The organism is Neoakkermansia glycaniphila, from assembly GCF_900097105.1.
Classification (GTDB): domain Bacteria; phylum Verrucomicrobiota; class Verrucomicrobiia; order Verrucomicrobiales; family Akkermansiaceae; genus Akkermansia; species Akkermansia glycaniphila.
The window spans coordinates 2501911-2519067 of sequence record NZ_LT629973.1; the positions used below are offsets into that span (position 1 = coordinate 2501911).

Here is a 17157-nt window from a genome sequence, read left to right on the forward strand (position 1 = left end):
GATTGACTGTTAATGAAGAGTGGGTTTCCATTCGTTCCAGATGCTTTGGAAGAGCTGCGAGCTTTGGGCTGGCAGGATAGGCATGGTTGCGGTTTTGCCTGTGTTTCTGAGCAATTGGAGGATGGCGAGGAATTCGTCTGCGGCCTGGGCGACCTGTGCCTGATGGCGTTTCCGGCTGTTGTCGGAGTCGATGCCCGGTTTGTCCTGCATGACGGCTTTGAAGAGATGGATCAGGGATTCGTCCGAGAGGTCGCTCCAATCAAGCGTGGCGGGTTCGCCTTGATCGTTGTCTGCGGTGAGGCGGTTGTCCGCATAGCCCGTGATCGTGTATTTTTTGCCTTTACGGTCGGTGACCGGGTAGCTTGACGGCAGTGCGGATGCAGCGAGCCGTTTGCTCGTAGCCCGAAGGTAGGTGTCCGCGATTTCCGCTGCGGCCGCGTAGGTGGACAGCGCTTTGTATTCCGCCGAGAGGTCGGAGAAGTTGTCGCGGTCGGCATAGAAGAGGTTGCTTGCCTGACGAAAGCGGTTTTTGTCCAGCTGGGCTGATCCTTTTTTCAGGATATTGCGGTAGCCGCTTTCTTGTACGCCCGTTTCCTGCTCGTTGGAGGGTTTGTCGGTCGTAGTCAGCCTCGTGGATTCGTCGTGGAGGATGTTGACGAGATGGTCGCGGTAAGGCGATTGGAAGTAGCGGTTGTTCCGGTTTTGCGCCAGTTCGTTTCCTTTCTGGATTTTCTGTTTGCGTTCCGTGGCGGTGGTTTCCGGCATGGTGCGGAATTTCTCGAAGTTTTCGAGGTCGGCGATGCAGAGGCCGATGGGTTTGAGGTAGCCTTTGTAGGGCGGTTCGCTTTCTTCGATATATGCCTGCTGCGCTTCTTTCAGCGAGCGCAGCGCCTGTTCGAGATGTTTGCTGTTCAGGTGGCGCAGGCCGATCGCGAGGTTGGCGGCCGCGCGGAGTTTGATTCGGTCGGTGCCGGGTATTTTGGCTGTTTTCTGCAGCCAGTTTTTGTCCAGAAGGGAATCGCGCAGGGTGATGATGTAGCGAGTGCTTTCCCGGGGTGACTGTCTGATGAGCGGCACGGTTTCGAGTTGCTGGAGCAGGTCGAGTCCTTCCTGAAGGTTGTTGCCCGGTCCGGATATCCATTTGCAGAGGCAGGCGTTCATGGCGCACCATGCGCTGAGTGCGGTGTCGTCCTGATTGTTCAGGAATACTTCTTCGTAGGCTTTGGCCGCTTTGCCGAAATCTCCGTAGAGGAGGGCGGTTTCCGGTGCGTTCAGCGGAGTTTCCTGATGGTGTACGGTGGGCGCGGACGAGGTGGCGGCCGTTTTGGGCGCGGCTGGTTCCGGGTTGCGGCCCGGCAGGAGGAGTATGACGGTCAGGATGATGAGGACGAGCGCAATGCCTCCGAGAAGAAGGTATTTGGATTGTTTTCTTTTGTAGCGGCGGAAGTAGAGGGCGCGCATGCTTTTCCGGTCCCCGTTGGCCTGTGCGTCGCAGATGGCGCGGGCTTCGTTGATGTCGTCGATGAGTGCCTGGTAGCTTTGCGGGCGGCGCGCCATGGAGAATGCCATCATGCGGTTGATGAGGTCGCATGTCGCTTTGGAGAGTTCCGGCGCCAGCTGCTGGATTTTCGGCAGTTTTTTCTTGATTTCGAGGAGTTTTCTGACGGAGTTGATGCCGGAGGCGATGGGCGGTTTGCCCACGAGCATGTGGAACATGGTGACGCCGAGCGCGTAGATGTCCGACCGGAAGTCTTCCTTGGAGCGGTTGAGGGTTTCGGGCGGTGCGTAGAAGGGGGTGACCCAGATTTCTTTTTCCGTGTCCTGATCGGATTGGAGGAGGGCGAGGCCGAAGTCGACGATTTTTGCCTGTCCCTTGGGGGTGATCAGGATGTTGGCCGGTTTCATGTCGCGGTGCAGCAATCCGGCTTTTTGGGCGGCTTGCAGTCCTTCCGCAACCTGCAGGGCGATGTCGAGCGTTTCCGCTTCGGGGATTTGCCTACGCTGGCCGATCATGGTTTCGATGTCGGTGCCCGATATGAGTTCCATGGCGATGTACAGGTGGTTGAGCGCCTGCCCGATGGAGTAGATGTTGACGACGTTGGGATGGTGGACTTTCGCCATGAGGGCGGATTCCTTTTCGAATCGCGCGACCCGTTCGGGTTTGTCGTAGTAGGTTTCGTTGAGGATTTTGAGGGCAACCTCGCGTCCCAGTACCATGTCCGTGGCCCGGAAGACGATGCTCATGCCTCCGACGCCGAGTTTGTCCGTGATTTCATAGACGCCCAGCCGGGTGTGGACTCTGTGCAGGGATTTGCACGTGGGGCATTGCGCCAGGGAGAAGGGGCTGAGTTGGCCGATGTCCATGGGAGAGCCGCAATCGGGGCAGGTGTAGATGTCGCTCGGTTGAATCATGGCAGGAAGCGTGATGGCTTGAAACAAAAAGCGGGGAGGTGTCGTCCATCCTCCCCGCTGTGTGAATTCGGTGTTTTACTTGACGACCTTGGGCAGCGATGCGGCGGCTACTGCCTGGCCGTGGCGCTTGGTCTTTTCATCCGGCACGCGAAGGGCGATCTTGAGATCGGGGAATTCGGTGCGAAGGACTTCTTCGGCCTGGTCGATGATGATCTGTCCGCCGTCTCCGGAGGCTACGCGGCCGAGGAAGAGGAGGTTGCGGATGTCGTAGAAGGTGGCGTAGTGCGCGATGGCGTAGCCGAAGTGTACGCCGATCGTTTCGTAGATCTTGCGTGCGCGTTCGTCGCCTTCGGCCATGGCAGCCTGTACTTTCTTGAGCTGTTCCGGGAAGGGCATGGAGCCGAAGTCGAATCCGGCGCGCGGGGCGAGGCGGGCAACGGCCTGCTGGGAGAAGTAGAGGGCTCCCACGCCCATGTCCTTGGACCATTCGTCGATGCCGCCTTCGGACGAGTAGTCCACAGGGGCGAAAGCGAGTTCGTTGAGCCAGGGTTTGATGTGGCCTTCGGGATCGACGTAGCCGGCGGCTTCGGAGGTGCCCATGGCGACGCCGAGGACGGCGTTGTCGTTCATGCCCATGGCTCCGGCGAGAGCGGTGACTTCGCCGTCATTGACGACTTCGAAGGGTATGTTGTTCCACTTTTCCTTCTGGAGGGTACGGAAGACTTTGCCGAGGGTTTTTTCGATGTCTTCCTGGCTGACGCCGCGGAAGAGGGAGGAGGTGCGGACTTCGCTGTTGATGATGACGCCGGCGGAGGAGCCGCCGATGGCATCGACGCGGGGAAGGTGGGCGGCGGCGCGTTCGAGGGAGTCCTGAATGCCGTCGATGTGGTATTGCGGGTCTTTCTGGAAGTAGGGGTCCCAGACGACTTCTTCGGAGTAGACGACTTCACCGTTGACGACGGCGGCGCATTTGCGGTCGGAACCGCCGAGGTCGAAGCCGATGCGGTAGCCGTCGAGGTTGCGGCCCAGAGTCATCGATCCGGAGTATTCGGGAGGAAGGGCGTCGACCGTGGTTTTTTGGACGGTGATCGGTGCGCCGTAGATTTTTTTGCCGATGAAGTCCCAGTCGAATTCGCGGGCTCCGCCTTCGCAATATTGCGAGGCGAGCATGTCGGCGATGGCGTCGTCCCCGGCGACGAGGATGATGTTGCCGCCTTTCTGCCAGAGGAGGAATTTGACGATGCGTTCGATGTAGCGGTTGTTGAGAGCGACGTTTTCACCCGTCTGGGGAAGGATTTTTCCGGACCAGCGGAAGCAGGTGCCATCGACACGGGTCAACGCAATGTCCACTTGATGAGAGGCGAGTTCGGCTGCGACTTTCGCTTCGAATGCCTGGTTCCAGAGAACGGCCGGTACGAAGCCCGGGTCGAGTACGGGTGTGATTTTGGGTTGAATGTTCATGACAATACAAGAAGTGTTTAGCATACGGGCGGCAATGTTGGCAAGTATATTTTTCCGTCTGTCCGGGATAAAGGGCTGGTTCGCCGTGCGTTCGCGGGGTTCTCGCAGCGTGTACGGGCAGCCTGACGTTTCCCGCGCTTGACCTCGGGCGGCCTTTTCTATAGAAAGGACGGCGAATATGGGCGAATCCTATTACTCTCAGGCGACGGAAGCTCCGGTGACGAGTTTCGATCTTTCTCTCCGCCCCCCGGCGTTCAGCGAGTTTTGCGGGCAGGAGAAGATCAAGGAGCGGTTGCTGCTGATGGTGGAGGCTGCCCGCCAGCGTGGCGATGTGCTGGACCATGTGCTGCTGAGCGGTCCTCCCGGGCTGGGGAAGACGACGCTGGCCAATATTATCGCCAATGCGGTGGGGCGGCGTATTCATACGACTTCGGGGCCGCAGATCGAGAAGGCCGGCGATCTGGCCGGGATTCTGACGAGCGTGGAGAAGGGGGATGTGCTGTTTATTGATGAGATTCATCGCCTGCATCCGGCGATTGAGGAGTATCTGTATCCGGCGATGGAGGATTTCCGCCTTGATATTATTATCGACCAGGGGCCGAATGCGCGGTCGATTCAGTTGAATTTGCCGAAGTTTACGCTGGTGGGGGCGACGACCCGCGCCGGGATGCTGACGGGGCCGCTGCGTTCCCGGTTCGGGTTGGTGAACAGGCTGGATTATTATTCGGCCGAGGAGTTGTGCCGGATTATTCACCGTTCAGCCGGGTTGCTCGATGTGCCGATTGTGGAGGAGGGGGCGAAGGAGATTGCCTTGCGTTCCCGCGGTACGCCGCGCGTGGCGAATTCCCTGTTGCGCTGGGTGCGCGATTTCGCTCAGGTGAAGGCGGACGGGGTGATTTCCGCTTCCGTGGCCGAGGATGCGCTCGGGATGATCGATATCGATGAAGACGGGCTTGACGAGATGGATAAGCGGCTGCTGGAGGCGTTGATTTTCAAGTTTGCCGGAGGTCCGGTCGGTTTGTCGTCTCTGGCGGTGGCTCTCGGTGAGGATGCTTCGACTCTGGAGGATGTGCATGAGCCGTTCCTGATTATGCAGGGGTTCATGAAGCGTACGCCGCGCGGCCGTGTGGCGATGCCTTCCGCCTACGAGAAGATCGGTGCGCCCGTGCCTTCCGGTTCGCAGGGGATGTTGTGGTGATGGTGGGCCGTTCCGTTCAGAAGTTGATGCGAATTCTGGCTCCGTAATAGAAGTCGTTGCCCCGGTGCTGGGAGCGCAGGGTGGTGAGGGCCTGGCTGTAGCTGGCGTGAAGGTCGAGTTCGATGCGTTCGTCGTATTTCCATGTGAGGGTGATGTAGTAGTCGAGGGCGTTGGATCCGCGGGGTATGGTGCCGCCGACATAGCCTCCGTTGTATCCGTAGCGCAGGGTGGTGTCAAGCAGGAGGCTGGAAGCCGGTTTGAATTGCGCTCCGGCGAATGCTGCGTAGTAGCCGAGCATGCGTCCGTTGACTTCCTGCCAGTATACGTCCGGCCCGGCGAAGAAGGTTTCGTTGAAATGCCATGCCATTTTGATGCCGGGGCGGGGAATGCCTCTGTCGCCGGGGAAGACGAAGCTGTGTTCGTACCAGGGCATGATGGTGAGGCGGCCGATTTCCCGTTTGTATTCGAGTCTGTATTTCAGTTCTCCGTGGTTGGCCGAGTCGGCGACGCCGTACCATGTTTTGAAGATGAGGTCGTTGCATTCTGCCGCGATAGATATGGCGGTGTAGCTGCTTCCCCAGAGGTTGAGGCCTTCGCCTTCGTATTTGCTGCCCCAGACGGTTTCGACGGTGTAGTCGAGCCGGTCCGGCGTGCAGATGCGCGTGAAGGGGCAAGGGGTGTGGGATGAGCGGTTGGAGACGGGGTCGTTTACTGCCGTGGATGCGTTCGAGGCACGGCCTGTGCCCGTGCCTGCCAGCAGAGCGGTTGCGATGGTGAGAATGCGGGCGGTGTTCATGGCGGGTGCCGAGTGATTCACTACTGTAGCATTTCTGTATCTTTTTGGGTAGCGGCGGCAGTATAAATGTTAGAAAAAGGATGGTTGCCCGTTAAGGGGGGCGAGTCGGTGCGTTCAGCTCGCCGGGTCTTCGCCTTGCGCCTTGAGGTATTCGAGTTCCTTTTTCAGGACTCCGCCGACGCGGTGTTTGGCCAGATAGACCTGCGCGATGGAGATTCGGAGTTTTTTCCTGATTTCGGCAGGGCTCATGCCGCGCAGGACGTTGTAGTCGAATATCTGGTATTGTTTCGGGGAGACTTTCGTTTTGACGCGGGCAAGGGCAGCCTGCATGAGGTTGTTCTGCCATTCCTTGTCCCAGACTTTTTCGAAGTTTTCGCCGGATTGGTCGGGTATTTGCTCCAGCGGGTGTTCGGCCCCCGCCATGTCGTTGTTCAGGAGCATGGAGGTGTCTTTTTTGCGGCGTCGGAACTGGTCGTTGATGCGCCAGCGGGTCATGTTCCAGAGCCACATTTTGAAGGATCCCTGTGTGGGGTCGTACATTTGTTTGCGGCTTTGCTTGGCGATGGAGAGGATGGTTTCCTGGACGACGTCCCAGGCTTCGTCTTCGCGCAGTCCTGCCTTGAGGGCGACGGTGTAGATGAGCCGCCAGTAGGTGCGGTAGAATTCGTCCCAGCTGCGCTGGTCTTCCCAGTTTTCAAGACGGGCGATCAGGCTTTTGCGCGTGCGGTCGGCGTATTGTTCGAGCTCTTCGTTCGGGGGCTCAAATTCGGTGTCCGGATCGTCAAACATAGCAGTAGGATAACATGAATCAGGCCGGTGTGCAAGGCACGAGGATGGCATCCCTCATGCCGTGGATTTTTTTCTTGTCGGCGGGGACGATGGTGGCGAGGCATCCGCCGAGGACGGTGTTGCCGTCCGCATGGCGGTAGTAGTAGGGACACAGGCGGACGCGGCCGGGCATGAGGCTGGCGCGCGGGTCGCCTTCATCCTGCCTGTAGTGCCAGTGTTCGATGATGCGGCCCGGGTGGAATTCCTGCATGATCCAGAGTTTTTCCGGGTAGTCGGCAAGCGCCCTTTCGATGGCGGCTTGCCATTCCGGGGATGGCATGTCGTGGCCGATGTGGACGCCGCGCCCTCCCCATGAGGTGGGGTCGAAGCCGGAGATTTTGAGGACGAGGCGGCGTTCTTTTTGGCTGAGCCGGGCGACTTCCATCCATGAGTGGAGGTTGAGCCACGGGAGGGCCGCCTGTTCGGGCAGGGGGGCGGGGTCGAGCAGCCAGCCGTGCGGGATGATTTCCCGGAGGCGGTCGTAGTGGGATCCTCGCAGGAGGGTTTTCCAGGTGGACTGGAGGCCGGGCATGTGGAAGAGGGCGAGCCATGCTTTTTCCTCAAGGTGCTGGATGGGCGGCGGCGAGAGGCTGAGTCTGCCCTGTGCGGCGTGGTCGATGAGGTCGCGTGAGGGGGGGATGTTGTCGGTGTCGAAGAGTTCGAAGAAGCGGTAGACGGTTTTTCCCTGAAGGGCGGCAGCATCGGCGGTTTCCGCCCGGCCGACGGTGTAGCCATCGCCGAGCATGGCGGCAAAGAGGTTCGTTTCCGGCAGGTAGTCGGAGGATTCTTCGGATATGAGGAAGTGGGCTCCTCCGGGGTGGGCTGCGCGGAAGCCGTCGATCATGCCCGTGGCTCCGCCGAGGATGGAGTAGCCGTCTCCGGCATAGAGGGCGGAGAGCCATGCGGTGATGCCCTGGCCTCCGGGGACGCTGTCGAGTTCGGTGATGGCGAAGCCGCCGTCGGTGAGCATGAGGTCGGGCCGGATGATGCGGGGCGCGGTTTGGCGGAGGCGGCGGCTTCGCTGGGCGGCGACGAGCCAGTCGGGTTTGCCGGCGTCGAGCATTTTTGCAATCCACGGGTGTGTTTCGCCAGCGGCGGAGCGGTGGTAGAGTTCGTGGCAGGCATCCTGGAATTTGGCGAGGATGTGGCCGAGGCCCTGCAGTTGCCGGATGAGCGGTTTTTCCAGTTCCAGCGGCGCGGGGGAGAGGAGCCACGGGAAGTGCCGGTAGCCGGTGGATGGGGCATCGGCATCAAGGAGGTCTTCCGTCCGTTCCGCGCTGCGGGGGAAGAGGCCCTGCGGCGGGTAGGCCGCTTCGATTTGGGAGACGGTCAGCATGGCATGAAGGCGGGAGTGGGGCCGGTTAATGGCCGGGGATGGCGGCTTCGATTTGTTCGACGACGGTTTCGACGGGGAGGAGTTTGCCTTTGCCTTCGGCTCCGCAGGCGAGGATGCCGCTTTCCGCCGGGCCGACGATGCGGTGGCCGGGGCGTGCGGCGAGGGTGGCTGCGTTGGCCTGCGTGGCGGGGTGGTCCCACATGCGGCAGTTCATGGCGGGGAAGATGAGGACGGGGGCGCGGTTCGCCAGATAGGCGGAGGTGAGGAGGTTCGGAGCGAGGCCGCAGGCCATTTGGGCCATGATGTCCGCGGTGGCGGGGGCGATGACGAAGAGTTCCGCTTTGTCGGCGAGGGCGATGTGCGGTGGCATCCAGTCGCGGGTTTCATCCTCGAAGCTGGAGAGGACGGGGTTGCGCGAGATGGTCATGAGGGTGAGAGGGGTGACGAATGCAAGGGCTTTTTCGGTGCAGATGCAGTGGACATCGTGCCCGCGTTTGACGAGGAGGGAGACGATGTCGGCAGCTTTGTAGGCGGCGATGGAGGCGGTGATGCCGAGGATGATGGTGGCCATGGTGCGGTTAAGGTTGGATCATGGAGAGGAGCTGTTCTTCGGTGATGACGGGGATGCCGAGCTGGGCGGCTTTGTCCCGTTTGGAGCCGCCGCCTTCTCCGGCGACGAGGTAGTCCGTTTTTTTGGTGACGCTTCCGGTGGCTTTGCCCCCCTGCGCGGCGATGAGTTTTTCGTATTCGGGGCGGGGGCGGCTGAGGGCTCCCGTGAGGACGAATGTTTTGCCGGAGAGGGGGCCTTCCACGGTTTCGTTTTTGTTTTCGATGTAGGTGGCCGAGGAGGGGTTGATGCCGAGGGTTTCGAGTTCTTCGACGGCATGGCGGCCCGCATGGGAGCGGAAGAAGTCCACAAGGCTTTGGGTGGCGACGTTGCCGACGGGGTTGGTGAGGATGGGTTCGCTGCTTTTGGCGTCTGCGTTGAGGATGAGGTAGCCGCGGCGGGTGTATTCCGCAGCGCGTTGTTCCATGGTTTCCTTGAGTTCGGTGCGGCGCAGTTCCCGTTGCTGTTTGAGCTGTTCGTCGTCCGTTTTGTTGGCGCGGGCTTTCGGGTTCAGCGCTTTGTATTCGTCCGCCATGGTTTGGAGTTCGAGGAGGGCGGCGAGGTAGTCCGAGCGGGAGAGGTCGTGCAGGTCCCGGTGGCAGGTGGCGACGAGGCGGGCGGTGACGGCTCCGATGTTCGGGATGCCGAAGGCGATGATCCAGCGGTCGAGGGGGTAGTTTCGTGCGTCGGCGAGGGCCTGCAGGGCTTTGGCTGCGTTTTTTTCGCCGAAGCGGCGCGGTTCTGCATCGGTGCCGAGGTTGAGGCTGCCGAGGGTTTCGAGGTCGAGTTTGAAGAGATCGAGCGGTGTGCGGATGAGGCCGCGGGCGACGAGCGTTTCGGCGACGGAGCCTCCGAGGCTTTCGATGTCGAGGGCTTCGCGGCGGCAGAAGTGGATGGTGCGGGTGGCGGCCTGCGCCGGGCAGGTGATGTTGGTGCATCGCCATGCGACCTGTCCTTCGAAGCGGCTGATGGGTTCCCCGCAGGAGGGGCAGCGGCCGTGGACGGCGTGGTAGAGGCTGTAGGGTTCGCTCGCGGCGGGGCGCAGGGTTTTGTTGACGCTGATGACGGCGGGGATGATTTCCCCGGCTTTTTCGACGAGGACGGTGTCTCCGATGCGGATGTCCTTGCGTTCGATTTCGTCCTGGTTGTGGAGGGTGGCGCGGGAGACGATTGTGCCGGAGAGGGGGACGGGCGCGAGTTCGGCGACAGGGGTGAGGACTCCGGTGCGGCCTACCTGGATGACGATGTTTTCGAGGACGGTTTCGCGCTGTTCGGGGAGGAATTTGAAGGCGGCGGCCCAGCGCGGTGCGCGGGCGGTGGAGCCGAGTTCGCCGCGCTGGGCGAAGTCGTATACTTTGATGACGGCTCCGTCCGTGCCGTAGCCGAGTGTCTGGCGCAGGTTGCTGACGGTGCGGACTGCTTCCCTTGTTTCTTCGAGGCTGCGGGCGATGATGATGGGGCGGTTGACGGGGATGCCGAGCCGGGTGAGGAGGTTTTCGTAGCCGGAGGCGTCGGTGAGCGGTTCCCCTTCGTAGAGGCCGAGTCCGTGGGCGAGGAAGTCGAGCGGGCGGGCGGCTACTTCTTCGGGGTTGAGGAGTTTGATGGTGCCGGCGGTGGCGTTCCGGGGGTTGGCGAAGGCGGGGAGCCCTTCGGCATCGCGCTGGGCGTTGAGCTGCGCGAAGGGTTCGGAGCGCATGAAGATTTCGCCGCGTATTTCGAGGATGGCGGGAGCGGGCGCCGGGAGTTCGGCGGGGATGGCGGCGATGGTGCGGACGTTGGCGGTGATGTCGTCGCCCTGTTTGCCGTCTCCCCGGGTGGCGGCATATTCCAGTTTGCCGTTTCGGTACATGAGGGTGACGGCGACGCCGTCGATTTTGGGTTCGACGGTGACGATGGGGGCATCCTGTTCGAGCGTGCGCGCGAGCCTGTCGTAGAAGGCGATGAGTTCCTGATCTGTGTGGGCTGCTTCACCGGGTTTTTTCTCGAAGATGTCGTCGATGGATTGCATGGGCGACGGGTGGCCGATTTTGCGGAAGCCTTCGGTGAGGTCGTTGCCGACGCGGTGTGTGGGGGAGTCCGGCGAGGCGAGTTCGGGATGCTGCGCTTCGAGTTCTTCGAGTTCGCGGAAGAGTTTGTCGTATTCGGCATCCGATATTTCCGGTGCGGCTTTGGCGTAGTAGAGGTCGTTGTTGCGGCGGAGGATGCGGCGCAGTTCCTCGGCGCGCTGCGCCGGGGTGGCTTGTCGTGAGGCGAAGTCGAAGAGGTCGTCGGCCATGGGATGCTCAGTCGATGGAGTGCAGGATGATGCGTTTTTTGTCGAAGGAGGCGAGTTCGGTGTATCCTGCTTCGCGGGCAAGGAGGAGGGCGCGGTCGAAGTCGCGGCCGAGTTCTTCCGGGGCATGGGCGTCCGAGTTGATGGCGAGGGGGATGCCTGCTTCGCGGGCCATGCGGAGGATGGGTGCGGCAGGGTATTGTTCCCGGCAGGGTTTGTGCCAGCCTGCGGTGTTGATTTCCAGTACGGCTCCTGCCGCCGCGATGGCTTGCAGGGGGGCTTCATAGTACGGGGAGAGGTCTCCTTCGGGGCGGTCTCCCCATTTGCGGATGAGGTCGCAATGGCCCATGATCTGGAAGAGTCCGCTGGAGGCCATGGAGGCATAGCCGCGCCAGTAGTGGTCCCAGTCGGCATGGAGGCCGTCGGGGCTGGATTGGTTGGCCCGTTCGGGGGCGTCGAAGTCCCAGCCGTTGCCGAGGTAGTGGATGGAGCCGATGAGGTAGTCCCAGTCGTAGAGGCTGTCGAGGTGGGCGATCCATGGTTCGATGCCGGGTACCCAGTCGCATTCGAGGCCGGCGCGGATGATGAGGCCGGTGCCGTCGGCTGCGGCTTTGGCGCGTTCGATCCATTCGATGTAGGCGGGGATGTCGGCCTGTTTCATGCGCCAGTTGTCGAAGGGTTCGTTGGGCATGGGGGCATGGTCGGAGATGCCGTATTCCCGCAGCCCCTGTTGCAGTGCCCGCGCCACGAAGGCTTCGGGTGTGCCTTCGGCGTGCAGGCACAGGGGTGTGTGGGTGTGGTAATCCGTCCTATACATGTTCGGGATTATACCTTCGGGGCAGGGGTGAGTCAAAGCCTATGATTGTATGTTGGCGGGATTTTCTCTTGTGTGCGGATGATGGTTTCTGGTAATGTACAAAGGCTTTGGCGGCCTTGTACAGAAGGCGGCCGGAATGCGCCGGCGCTATGGAAGAACGCTATAAGACACTCATGAGGCGGGTCAGGTTCTACCTGATTCAGGAGAGAAGGAAGAAGACCCGGATGGGGCGTATGCTTTCGGCCCGCGTTTTTGATGAGCATTTGTGGAAGTGGGAGAAGCGGGGCGTGGCGACGGGTGCGGCATGGGGGGCGGCGTGTGCGATTGCTCCGGTACCGATGCAGAGTTTGTTCGGCGTGGCTGCGTGCCTGTGGCGGAAGGGGAATATTCCCGTGGCGATTTTGATGGCCTGGATTTCGTTTCCCGGTTATCAGGTGTTTGCGTGGCCGGTGCAGTGGTGGGTGGGTTCGGTGATTTTTGCATGGCTGGGCCTGCCGGGGTCGGGCGCTACGCTCGGCCTGGTGAAGGATAGCGCGATGAAGGTTCCCGCCTGTGTGGAATCATGGAATTTCGATGGGTTGCTCCAGCCGTTGCAGCATGTGCATTTCGGCTGGGCGATTGCCGAGTTTGCGTTCGGCTGCGTGGTGACCTGCGTGCTGTTCGGCGTGGTCTGCTATTGGCTGGTGCAGGCCGGATGGCATGTCGGGATCGCGGTCAAGTCCTGGTTCCGCCGCCGGCGCGGGCGTTGAATGCCGAGGTTTGTTTGCCGGTGGACGGATAGGGTCAAAGGTTGATTTTCGAGGTGCGTGAGGCGGTGTTGCGGCCGACTCGCCAGTATGTGCGGCGCATGGGCTGGAATTTCGGCAGTAGGCGCCGCGCTGTTTCGTTGCCGTGTTCGGCGGCCAGTGCGAACCATTGCCGCGCTTCGTCGTGGTTGCGGGCGACTCCGTCTCCATCGTAATAGCAGAAGGCGAGTTTGAGCTCGGCTTCGACGTCTCCTGCTTTCGCCTTGTCGTAAATGGCTTTTATTTCGGGAGTCATGCCCCGGGTAGGGTTGTTGTTCCCGGTGATTTGCCGGAAGTAGGATGAAGGCTGTCCGTTGCGCGGTTTGTCGGCTTCCGCGTACCAGCGCTGGGCTTCTTTTTTGTTGCGGGGTGCGCCTTCGCCGTATTCATAGCATTTGCCGAGGTTGTATTGGGATTGTGCATCGCCGAGTTTGGCTGCTTTGGTCCACCATGCGATGGCCTGCGCCTTGTCCTGAGGGACGCCTTTGCCTTCGAAGAATGCCCATGCGACGTCGTCCATATCGATGGGATTGCCTTTGACTGCCGCCGCATAGTGGTTCATGAGGGGTTCGTCGCTGATCGTATCGAGAATTTGGACTCCGGTTTGCCGTTCTATCTTTTCCTTTTTGTCCTGTAAGGATTTGCGCTGCCAGTAGTCTGCCTTCTGGATGTTGATCGGCGTACCGACGCCGTATCTGTAGCAGCCTGCGACGAGTTTGTAGGCAGGCATCTGTTTTTGCTCGGCCGCTTTCAGGAGCCAGTAGAAGGCTTTGTCGTGGTTTTTGGGTGTGCCGTGTCCCCAAGTGTAACATTCTCCGATGATCAGCTGGGATTCGGGATGTCCGAGTTCAGCGGCCTTGAGGAACCATTGGAATGCCTGTTCCGGCTGGTTTCTGTTGCGGCAGTCCTGCCCACGGGAGAATGCGGTGCCGGGGTTGTCGACGCGGTCGATTTCGTTTCCGGGTTCTTCGATGTCGTGAATGTTTGCAGCCTGAACCGGGATGTGGGTCAGGATGATGCAGAGCAGGATGGAGAGAGTTCCGGAAAACCGCATGGAAGTATTGTATCAATCAAGGATTGCAAGTCAAGCGGGCAAGGTTTTTTTCGGGTGGGAGGGCTTTGTTTTGGGGGTGCGATGTTTGTTCGGGAATATGCGTTTTCGGAGTTGTTTCTACATGATGAATGGGTTTCGGTGTAATACATTGTTGCTTTGTGTGGAGTGTTATATTTGGAAATACGTTTTGAAAGTGTGTCATGTTTTTTATTTGACGTTGCCTGTGTGATTCTAATGGTGGTTTTTGCATGGTTTTTCAAGGCAGATGCCGCATGTGCGTCTGCAATCCGGCGCGTGAGGCGGTTCGGCATGCGATGTTGCGATGGCCGTTTGTTCTTGACGGATAGTGTTTTGATTGATGGTGAGGAGGTGTTGTTCGGCGTTTCTTTCGGCTCCGCGCTGTACGGATTGATGCTTGACTTCCCGGAGTGCGTCAGGCAAGCTGTGCTGAGATATGGATTCGCGGACGCTGAAGAAGATATGTGTCGTTTATGCAGGATGTGCCGCGGCATCCGTGTTGATGTCGTCTTCCTCATGGGGGGCCGATGATTTCAATAGCGGCGGCGGCATGGATATTTCCATGCTGCAGGAGCGTACGGGCATGACCGAACCGGAGCTGGAGAGGCCAAGCGAACCGGGGTTGGGCGCCGGTACGGCGAGGGGGGTGATCAATCTTGCCGGAGGCGGGTTGAAGCCCGAGATGCCGGATTCCGTGAATATCGTGAACAATGGCGGCAGTACCCGTTTCCTGAAGGATGAGAATAAGGTGATCTGCGACGGGGAAGGTTCAATTCTTTCGATGAAGACCGATACGGGTTCCGAGGTGTTTGCCGAGCGGGCCGAGATCGATTTGACCCGGAAGGAGGTGACGTTTACCGGGAATGTCTGCGTGTTTCAGGGGGAGAGCATAACGCGTGGTGATAGAGCCGTCTATTCCTATGCGGATGAGGAGGAGCTCAATGTGCAGAATGTGCGTACCAAGGTGTCCGGCATGATTCTGAAGAGCAGGAATTTCGAGTATGCCGTGGATGCCAAGGGCCGCAAGTATATTGAGGCGAAGAATGCATCGGTGACGACGGAGGATAAGAAGAATCCGAATTCGTGGATTCGCACGGGGCATTTGAAGATTTATCCGGAAGATAAGGTGGAGTTTTCGCATCTGCGCGTTTATTACAAGGATACGCCGTTTTTCTATTTTCCGTATTTCATCCATTCGCTGAATCCGAAGGAGGGTTATACGCCCCGGCCGGGTATGCGTTCGATCTGGGGGCCGTACCTGCTGAACGAGTACGGTATTCTGCTCGGCAACAGGCGTGTGGAGAAGGGTAAGGGTATTCCGGTTTCGGATTATCTGCTGCTGAACCATGTGGACTACCGCGAGCGGCGCGGGATCGGCCTCGGATTCGATTTCGAGGATACGAACCTGAAGAAGAAAGCGGGCAATATGACGGGGCTTTCCGTCTATTACGTGAACGATTCCGACCCCGGCATCAATCCTCTCTGGGAGCCGCGCAAGCCCGTGGGTTCCGACCGTTCGCGCATCGCTCTCCAGCAATATTGGGATTTCCCCATTGAGGATGATAAGGAGGCCGTGTACCGGCTGAAGGCGAATGTCAATTATCTGAGCGACCAGTACGTTCTGCGCGACTTTTTCCAGGATATTTACCAGTCCAACGATAAGCCGGATAATACGGTGGTGTTCGACAGGACGGACAAGCGTTCCGTTTCGTCGCTGTTGGTGCGGTTTGATCCGAACGATTTCTACCTGACGGACAGCCGTGTGGAGATGTCCTATTCGCGCGCCCGCGCGCCTCTTTTCAAGAGCGGCGTGGTGTACGAGAACCGGAACAGTTTTTCGTTCATGAACCAGAATGTACCGGCCGAGAAGAGGGTGGACATTCAGGAGATTATTTCCCAGATACGCGAGAATACGGCGGCCCGCCAGTATTGGGAGCGCATGCTGAATACGGATTCTTTCGCCCGCCTCCATTCCTACCATGAGATTTCGACGTCGTTCAAGGTGGCGAACTGCCTGAATCTGACGCCGAAGACGGGTCTCGGCTACACGGGGTATTACGATGTGGCGGGGCAGGGGAACGATTCTCGCGGGATTGTGTATGCGGCGTGCGATTTCGATATGAAGTTTTCGAAGTCGTTTTCGAATGTGTTCAACGATACGTTCGGCGTGAATACTCTGCGGCATGTGATTCAGCCGCGCGGTACGTTTTCGTTCGTGAATGCGACGGGGGTGAATCCGCTCGTGCCGCAGATCGACGGGTGGACATCGACGACGAATCCGCGCTCGCTTGATATGGGGACGTTTACGGCGATCGATTCGCTGTCGGACTGGGCGATTTTCCGCTACGGCGTGCGCAATATGCTGATGACGTCGCGCGACGGTTCTTCGTCTGAGTGGCTGGTGTGGGATACGTTTATGGATGCGTATTTGCACCGTCCGGAGGACGAGCAGAATACCCGTTATTCGAATCTTTATTCGATTGTGCGCTGGTCGCCGCTGCCGTGGCTGGCGATTTCGTCGGAGTGCCAGTTCCCGGTGCTGGGCGAGGGGCAGGGGTACCGCGAGTACAACCACTATATGAGCTGGAAGCCGACCCGTTCGACGGAGCTTGCTCTCGGACACCGCTATCTGACGCACCACCCGATTCTGGAAGATGCCAACCAGCTGACGGCCTACGGGATGTACCGCATCAACGAGAATTTCGCGATTTCTGGAGAATGGCGCTGGGATGCGGAGCAGAAGCAGCTTCAAATCCAGAAGTACAGCCTGTACCGCAACGTGGGGGCCTGGTACATAGGAGCGAGCCTTTTCTTCCGAGATAACGGCGGCAAACGCGAAACGGGCTTTGGCCTGAGCTTTACCCTTGGAGAAACCGGGGACAGGTTCCCCGTCACCATCAACTGATTCACGATTATGATGACACCTCAGGAATACAAGGATGCGCTGATGTGGCGCTACGCATGCAAGAAGTTCGATCCGGCGGCGAGGATTGCCCCGGCTACGTGGGATGCCCTGGAAGAAGCGTTCCATCTGGCTCCGTCTTCCCTCGGGCTGCAGCTTTGGCATTTCATCGTGGTCGATGACCGCGAAATCCGCGAGAAGCTGTGCGAAGCCTCGTTCAACCAGACGCAGGTGCGGGATGCGAGCAAGTACGTGGTGCTGTGCGCCCGCCGCGATGTGCAGGATTCCGACCTGCTGGCGCATATCAATCGTGCGCACGAGGTGCTGAATACGTCGGAAGAGCGCATGCAGTCCGCCTATGCCAAGTACAAGGGCTATTCCGTGTTCTGGCAGGGAGACGAAGGCAAATCGTGGATGGAGAGCCAGGTGCATCTTGCTGCCGGTTTTGTGGCAGCCGCAGCCGCCTGCCTGCATGTGGATACCTGCATCATGGGCGGTATCGTTCCCGCCAAGTACGACGAGATTCTCGGCCTTGAAGATTCCCCCTACCGTACGGTTCTCGGTATGGCGTTCGGGTACAGAAGCCCGGAAGACGCCCACGCGCTGGAAGCCAAGGTGCGCTATCCCAAGGACAAGGTCATTTCGCACTGCTGAACACCTTCCGGGCCGCA

The 17157-nt window shown here is 59.6% G+C and carries 13 protein-coding genes; 4 read left to right on the forward strand and 9 right to left on the reverse strand.

Annotation, left to right across the window (positions count from 1 at the left end):
- Positions 1 to 9 precede the first annotated feature (9 nt).
- Both PYTT_RS10490 and PYTT_RS10495 read right to left on the reverse strand, forming a co-directional pair.
- Positions 10 to 2412 carry a serine/threonine-protein kinase gene (locus PYTT_RS10490; protein WP_071133460.1) on the reverse strand — a complete coding sequence of 801 codons (2403 nt, stop codon included), beginning with the start codon at positions 2410 to 2412 and terminating at the stop codon, positions 10 to 12.
- Positions 2413 to 2487: 75 nt separating this feature from the next.
- Positions 2488 to 3873, reverse strand: coding sequence for an ROK family protein (locus tag PYTT_RS10495; protein WP_067775234.1), 1386 nt, complete (start codon positions 3871 to 3873; stop codon positions 2488 to 2490).
- Positions 3874 to 4051: 178 nt separating this feature from the next.
- Here PYTT_RS10495 and ruvB point away from each other — a divergent pair, with 178 nt between their 5' ends.
- Positions 4052 to 5071 carry a Holliday junction branch migration DNA helicase RuvB gene (gene ruvB / locus PYTT_RS10500; RefSeq protein WP_067775232.1) on the forward strand — a complete coding sequence of 340 codons (1020 nt, stop codon included), beginning with the start codon at positions 4052 to 4054 and terminating at the stop codon, positions 5069 to 5071.
- A 16-nt stretch (positions 5072 to 5087) separates the two neighbouring features.
- Here the strand turns inward: ruvB and PYTT_RS10505 are convergent, their stop codons facing one another.
- From PYTT_RS10505 to PYTT_RS10530, 6 genes are all read right to left on the reverse strand, one after another.
- Positions 5088 to 5867 carry a hypothetical protein gene (locus PYTT_RS10505; protein ID WP_067775230.1) on the reverse strand — a complete coding sequence of 260 codons (780 nt, stop codon included), beginning with the start codon at positions 5865 to 5867 and terminating at the stop codon, positions 5088 to 5090.
- Positions 5868 to 5981: 114 nt separating this feature from the next.
- Positions 5982 to 6656 carry an RNA polymerase sigma factor gene (locus tag PYTT_RS10510; protein WP_067775227.1) on the reverse strand — a complete coding sequence of 225 codons (675 nt, stop codon included), beginning with the start codon at positions 6654 to 6656 and terminating at the stop codon, positions 5982 to 5984.
- Positions 6657 to 6675: 19 nt separating this feature from the next.
- Entirely contained in the window at positions 6676 to 8031 is a 1356-nt protein-coding gene (locus PYTT_RS10515; protein WP_067775224.1) for a hypothetical protein, read from the reverse strand.
- A 25-nt stretch (positions 8032 to 8056) separates the two neighbouring features.
- Positions 8057 to 8602 (reverse strand): flavoprotein, encoded by a 546-nt coding sequence (locus tag PYTT_RS10520; RefSeq protein ID WP_067775221.1) that lies wholly within the window; start codon positions 8600 to 8602, stop codon positions 8057 to 8059.
- A 7-nt stretch (positions 8603 to 8609) separates the two neighbouring features.
- Complete coding sequence (ligA, locus tag PYTT_RS10525) at positions 8610 to 10913, reverse strand: NAD-dependent DNA ligase LigA (protein ID WP_067775219.1); 2304 nt, start codon at positions 10911 to 10913, stop codon at positions 8610 to 8612.
- Positions 10914 to 10920: 7 nt separating this feature from the next.
- A complete protein-coding gene (locus tag PYTT_RS10530) occupies positions 10921 to 11727 on the reverse strand; it encodes a histidinol-phosphatase (RefSeq protein ID WP_067775216.1) in 807 nt (268 codons plus the stop codon).
- A gap of 149 nt (positions 11728 to 11876) precedes the next feature.
- Here PYTT_RS10530 and PYTT_RS10535 point away from each other — a divergent pair, with 149 nt between their 5' ends.
- On the forward strand, positions 11877 to 12476 hold the full coding sequence (locus PYTT_RS10535) for a DUF2062 domain-containing protein (protein ID WP_067775199.1): 600 nt from the start codon (positions 11877 to 11879) through the stop codon (positions 12474 to 12476).
- A 34-nt stretch (positions 12477 to 12510) separates the two neighbouring features.
- Here PYTT_RS10535 and PYTT_RS10540 read toward each other — a convergent pair whose 3' ends face one another.
- Positions 12511 to 13566: a tetratricopeptide repeat protein gene (locus tag PYTT_RS10540; protein WP_067775196.1), complete on the reverse strand. Its 1056-nt coding sequence runs from the start codon at positions 13564 to 13566 to the stop codon at positions 12511 to 12513.
- A gap of 520 nt (positions 13567 to 14086) precedes the next feature.
- Here PYTT_RS10540 and PYTT_RS10550 point away from each other — a divergent pair.
- Positions 14087 to 16489 carry an LptA/OstA family protein gene (locus PYTT_RS10550; protein WP_067775191.1) on the forward strand — a complete coding sequence of 801 codons (2403 nt, stop codon included), beginning with the start codon at positions 14087 to 14089 and terminating at the stop codon, positions 16487 to 16489.
- Positions 16490 to 16498: 9 nt separating this feature from the next.
- Positions 16499 to 17140, forward strand: a complete 642-nt coding sequence (locus tag PYTT_RS10555; RefSeq protein ID WP_067775188.1) for an NAD(P)H-dependent oxidoreductase — start codon at positions 16499 to 16501, stop codon at positions 17138 to 17140.
- Positions 17141 to 17157 lie beyond the last annotated feature (17 nt).

Coding starts and splice junctions, on each gene's coding strand:
- PYTT_RS10490 (WP_071133460.1), bottom strand. CDS start 2,412: ATGATTCAACCGAGCGACATCTACACCTGCCCCGATTGCGGCTCTCCC.
- PYTT_RS10495 (WP_067775234.1), bottom strand. CDS start 3,873: ATGAACATTCAACCCAAAATCACACCCGTACTCGACCCGGGCTTCGTA.
- ruvB (WP_067775232.1), top strand. CDS start 4,052: ATGGGCGAATCCTATTACTCTCAGGCGACGGAAGCTCCGGTGACGAGT.
- PYTT_RS10505 (WP_067775230.1), bottom strand. CDS start 5,867: ATGAACACCGCCCGCATTCTCACCATCGCAACCGCTCTGCTGGCAGGC.
- PYTT_RS10510 (WP_067775227.1), bottom strand. CDS start 6,656: ATGTTTGACGATCCGGACACCGAATTTGAGCCCCCGAACGAAGAGCTC.
- PYTT_RS10515 (WP_067775224.1), bottom strand. CDS start 8,031: ATGCTGACCGTCTCCCAAATCGAAGCGGCCTACCCGCCGCAGGGCCTC.
- PYTT_RS10520 (WP_067775221.1), bottom strand. CDS start 8,602: ATGGCCACCATCATCCTCGGCATCACCGCCTCCATCGCCGCCTACAAA.
- ligA (WP_067775219.1), bottom strand. CDS start 10,913: ATGGCCGACGACCTCTTCGACTTCGCCTCACGACAAGCCACCCCGGCG.
- PYTT_RS10530 (WP_067775216.1), bottom strand. CDS start 11,727: ATGTATAGGACGGATTACCACACCCACACACCCCTGTGCCTGCACGCC.
- PYTT_RS10535 (WP_067775199.1), top strand. CDS start 11,877: ATGGAAGAACGCTATAAGACACTCATGAGGCGGGTCAGGTTCTACCTG.
- PYTT_RS10540 (WP_067775196.1), bottom strand. CDS start 13,566: ATGCGGTTTTCCGGAACTCTCTCCATCCTGCTCTGCATCATCCTGACC.
- PYTT_RS10550 (WP_067775191.1), top strand. CDS start 14,087: ATGTCGTCTTCCTCATGGGGGGCCGATGATTTCAATAGCGGCGGCGGC.
- PYTT_RS10555 (WP_067775188.1), top strand. CDS start 16,499: ATGATGACACCTCAGGAATACAAGGATGCGCTGATGTGGCGCTACGCA.